We start from the raw sequence: 3,914 nt of genomic DNA on the forward strand, positions 1-3,914 counted from the left end.
CTGGGGTAAGATGTGCGTGTCCTCTGCACCCTTCAAGGATACAAGACTTTTACGACAGCCTCTCATAACACCCCACGAGGACTTTGTCCCCGTGGGGGCCCCGGTGAAAGGGTACCCAGGGCTTCCCCCAGGGGAAGGAAGCGAAGGGTTCAGCGGGAAAGGTATTACATCATGACGAGGAGAGCCCAAGGTCGGGGGATAGGCCGATGGGGAGAAGGCCTACTCCTCCACCCACCGGAGAACCACCGTCACTCGTAGAACCCATAGGCCCAGTACCCACGCACCCTAGCGGGGACGTTAGGGTCTTCCACGAGGACCAGAAGGGGATCCCCTAAAGGAGAGTCCCTGGGGGGGAACTTGGGCCCGGGGCCTAAGAGCTGGCCCGTGTCTGTATAGCAGAGGAGGGTGAACCGATCTGTTTCCCGAGGGTCGGTGTTCCGGTAACCCACCACCCCCACAGGATCGATAGGAACCATCACCCGACTCCCTTCAGGAGGGGGGGAAGGGGGTCTCTGGGTGGCCCGGGTGATCACCTGCCCATAAGGCTCACCCCTCAGGACCAACTGGACCCCTCTTGGGCACAGGCGGGGCTCCTGGGGGTAAAAGAGGATCGGGGCGTGCAGGGGTACCGTAATCCTAAATAGAGGGCACCCCGAAAGGAGAAAGGCCAGGCTCATCCAAAAGAAGAGAAGGCCTAGGCGAAACAAATGCATGCTCTCACCCCCTCAAGGCGTGTTGGCGATGCGGAAGAGTCCGTTGCTGAGGTCCATGTAGTCCCCTAGGTAGACCTCCATGGGATAGCCGGGAACCAAATGCCCAGGGGCAGAGGGGTTGCTGTGGAAAACCCCTTCCTTCCCGTCATCCACCGTGACCCAGTTGGACGCCCAGTCCCAAAACTCGATGGTCCGGTACCGGTAGGCGGGTGCATAATGAATCCCCTGGAAAGAAAACCCATTGGGTACTTGACCCACATCGTACAGCGCCACCATGGGCAGGTCATCCTGCCCCATGGTCCGCTTCACGAGCCCGTTCACCCGCCAGGTGTATTGCGTGTAGACAAACCAGTTGATGCCGGGCATGCTCCCCAAGAGATCCCCCCAAGTAAAGTCCCACAACCACTCCCCTCGAATGCGCACTGGTAAAAGGTTGTCCGCCAACCACGCGTTGCCCCCCGCCTGGTAATCCTTGGGCAGGACCATCATCCCGCTGACAAAGTAGTTGCCGTTCATCCGCTGGGAAAGCCAAGCGTTATAGACGCTTTTCCCGTTCCTCTCCCCTATCTTCACCGGCCAAAGGGCCATCTGCCCCCAAACGGGCAGGTTTTCCGTCACCCAGCCCGCTCTGGGATCCCAGCGCAGCACAGGGAACGTGCCCGACGAACTCACCGTCCACCCAGAGAAGAGCATGTTGTCCTGGGGAAGGCGAAGTGTGACCACGCTGGGCATCCCCTGCATGCCCCGAAGGCGGTAGACCTCCAAGATCCGGATGAGGGAAACAGGACCGCACCCTATGACGTGATTTCTCTCAAGGTCCCAAAGCCCGCTTGGCCCGAAGTCCCATACTCCCCATGTGGTGTTCTGTCCTTGCATGGTAGGGGCGAGGAGGGGGTTGGTGTAGTGCTGTTGGGGCGAAGGTTGCCATCCCCAACTAGGCTGGGTTCCCTGCAAGTCAAACACAGTTCGCTGCAAGTTGCCAAAATCCCCCGGCAGCCTGCCCGTGCTGGCGGTGAAGGAAACGTAGCCGCTGTTCTGGTAGGCTGTACACCACCACAGGAACCAGGAGAGGCACTGTCCGGGTTCCGCGTACTGCGGGAAAAGCCCCTCGCGGAAAAACTCCCTCCCCAGGTCCAGGGCCGGAGGGTACTCCCCTACCCCCAGGGGCACAATCCCGAAGAAAGGGGGATTTTTGAATCAGATCATCCCATCGCCTACTCAGCTCCCTGAGAAAGCCCGTTTCCTCGTGCTTTGCACGCATCTCCTTCCGAAACTTTCTAGCCTCCTCCACGAACCCCGCAGGCAGGGGTTTGCCCCATGTGTCCACCCACGTCCCATCTGGGCGAATACCATAGAGCAGGTGCCCGTGGTACCCCAACTGGCACTCGGGGCAAACGGCGCTGATCTGCTGCAAGACCCCTGCTGGGAACACGTCTCCGTAAAAGGCAACATCCTTGACCAGCCCCGTCAGGTATACCCTCTCCCTCCTATCCGCCTTTTCCAAAGCCTTGTCAAAAACCTCTTCTCTCCCCAGAAGGTTTGCCAGGTAAGCTGGTCTCCCCTCGATGTCGTATACCATCCTAGAGACTATGTAGAGCCCCTTGGCGGACTGCGGGGTCAGACCCCTGGGGAGGTCTTGGTTCGCTAGTGGAACAGAAAGAGCCTGGGAAACATGCGCAGGGACAGCATTTGTTCTCTCCCCCATCTCCCTACCAGGTGAGGGAAGCAGTTGGCAAGCGCTGAGCAAGAGGAGTAAAAGGGTCACCAGAAGCACCCCTCCCCGCACTTCGACAAACATCTCTCCACCCCCTCGCTTTCTGCCCCTACACCTCAAGGGGTACCATTGCTCCCCCTCACTGTCAAGGTTCCCGCCTGTGTCAGGTTTGGTTCAAGGGAACAGCCTTTTGGAGGAGGGTTTTGGCTGTGCTGCCCTGGGGGCATGAGGCACTTTTCTTATGTTTGCTACTTGACCCGCACCCCTTGGGTATAAGAAAAAAAGGGGGATGCCATGCGACCCGATCGCGAGCATCCCCAGAACATAGCCTGACGGCTGACTTACCATCTTGGTCACGGGCACAGCCCGTAGCTTGCCGCAGAAACCCTCCTTGTGGCTACCTACATCTGGGTCGGTCAGCCGAAGGCTACGTTCCTGACGCCCTCAAGGCCCAAAGCATCCGCCTCCCCAAACCTCAGCGCCACCCAAAAGCTACCCTCCCCGAGCTCTTGACCCTCGCCCTCTTCCTGACCTTCCTCGGCCTCGACCTCAGCAAAGGCTACCTCCTCGCCCAAGCCCTCCTCCGCCCCTACTTCCCCTCCCTACCCCACCTCTCCCGCTTCCTCCGCGTCTTGCAAAACGCCCAGTCCCTCCTGGCCCACCTGGCCCTCCGCCTGGCCCAGGGGCCCCGCCTCCTGCACGTGGTGGACCACAAGATACGGGCTACGCCCGTGACGAAGCCCCTCCCCATGGCCCAAGGCCACCGCATCCGGGGCTATGCCCTGCCTGGTTCCGGGGTTGGGGTCGGCCCTCTGCGGGGCTTTGCGGGCTACGCCCTGGTGGGAGTCATCCACGACCGGGGGCTGTTTCACCGCTGGGCCCTTCTACCTGGGAATGCCCGGGAGACCTGGGCCAGGGAGCTTCTGGAGGGCTTGGAGCATGTCCTAGGGGATCGAGGCTTTCGTTGGGTGGAGGGGGTGGTCACGCCGCCCTACCGCACCCGGGGAGGGAAGGTGGTAGCCACCCCTTGGAGAGCATGGATGGGGAGGGTGAGGAACTGGATAGAGACGCGTTTGGGCGTGATGGTGCGTTCCCTAGGGCTTCACCGGATGGAGGCCCGGTCCTACTGGGGCTTGGTGGCGAGGGTGAACCTCATCCTTTTGGCCCACAACCTCGTCCGGAGTCGGGTCCTCCTGAAGATGGCAGGGGTGGAGCTTCGAGGTAGCAAACCAAGGCATGAGAAGGACTTCTCTTGCTCCTCTTCACTGACTTTATGTACCCTTCCCCCTTCCGAGCGCATAGACCCTGCAGGTTTTACCCCTGCGGACTCCACTTTGTGCGCGAAGAGCGACTTTAGAGCTTTAGGGGGAAGTCAGAATAACACCTCCTCGCCCCACCGCCACGAACCGGCCCCCGCCGTAGGCCACGCCGTAGAGGCCTTGGCCCGTCCCCGAGCGCACCCCCTGCCAGGTGAGGCCGTCTCTGGA

Annotated in this window: 3 protein-coding genes and 1 pseudogene; 1 reads left to right on the forward strand and 3 read right to left on the reverse strand. The window is 60.8% G+C overall.

What is annotated here, in order from left to right:
* Positions 1-248: 248 nt before the first annotated feature.
* From C2847_RS12210 to C2847_RS12215, 3 genes are all read right to left on the reverse strand, one after another.
* On the reverse strand, positions 249-479 hold the full coding sequence (locus C2847_RS12210; protein WP_128415181.1) for a hypothetical protein: 231 nt from the start codon (positions 477-479) through the stop codon (positions 249-251).
* 246 nt (positions 480-725) lie between these two features.
* Positions 726-1,478: a hypothetical protein gene (locus C2847_RS12020; RefSeq protein WP_244187487.1), complete on the reverse strand. Its 753-nt coding sequence runs from the start codon at positions 1,476-1,478 to the stop codon at positions 726-728.
* A 190-nt stretch (positions 1,479-1,668) separates the two neighbouring features.
* Positions 1,669-2,511: a hypothetical protein gene (locus C2847_RS12215; protein WP_128415182.1), complete on the reverse strand. Its 843-nt coding sequence runs from the start codon at positions 2,509-2,511 to the stop codon at positions 1,669-1,671.
* A gap of 309 nt (positions 2,512-2,820) precedes the next feature.
* On the opposite strand from C2847_RS12215, the pseudogene C2847_RS13080 reads away from it, so the two are divergent.
* A pseudogene (locus C2847_RS13080) lies at positions 2,821-3,644 on the forward strand (transposase family protein); the annotation flags it as partial.
* Between the last annotated feature and the right edge of the window lie 270 nt (positions 3,645-3,914).

The organism is Thermus tenuipuniceus, assembly GCF_002964845.1.
Taxonomy (GTDB): domain Bacteria; phylum Deinococcota; class Deinococci; order Deinococcales; family Thermaceae; genus Thermus; species Thermus tenuipuniceus.